Origin of the sequence: Shewanella sp. NKUCC06_TVS, assembly GCF_019345515.1 — a bacterium.
In the GTDB taxonomy this organism is placed as follows: Bacteria; Pseudomonadota; Gammaproteobacteria; order Enterobacterales; family Shewanellaceae; genus Shewanella; species Shewanella oncorhynchi.
Window position 1 is genome coordinate 1 of sequence record NZ_JAHKQX010000063.1, and the last position, 218, is coordinate 218.

Annotated in this window: 1 rRNA gene; it reads right to left on the reverse strand. The window is 56.0% G+C overall.

What is annotated here, in order from left to right:
• A 16S ribosomal RNA gene (locus KO531_RS22615) occupies positions 1-207 on the reverse strand; the annotation flags it as partial.
• Positions 208-218 lie beyond the last annotated feature (11 nt).

The following is a 218-nucleotide window of genomic DNA, read 5'->3' on the forward strand; positions in this document are numbered from 1 at the left end:
GGTCCCCTCCTTTCCCCCGTAGGGCGTATGCGGTATTAGCAGTCGTTTCCAACTGTTATCCCCCTCGACTGGGCAGATCCCTAGGCATTACTCACCCGTCCGCCGCTCGCCGCCTCAGGAGTAAACTCCCTTGCGCTGCCGCTCGACTTGCATGTGTTAGGCCTGCCGCCAGCGTTCAATCTGAGCCATGATCAAACTCTTCAATTAAAGTTTTGTTG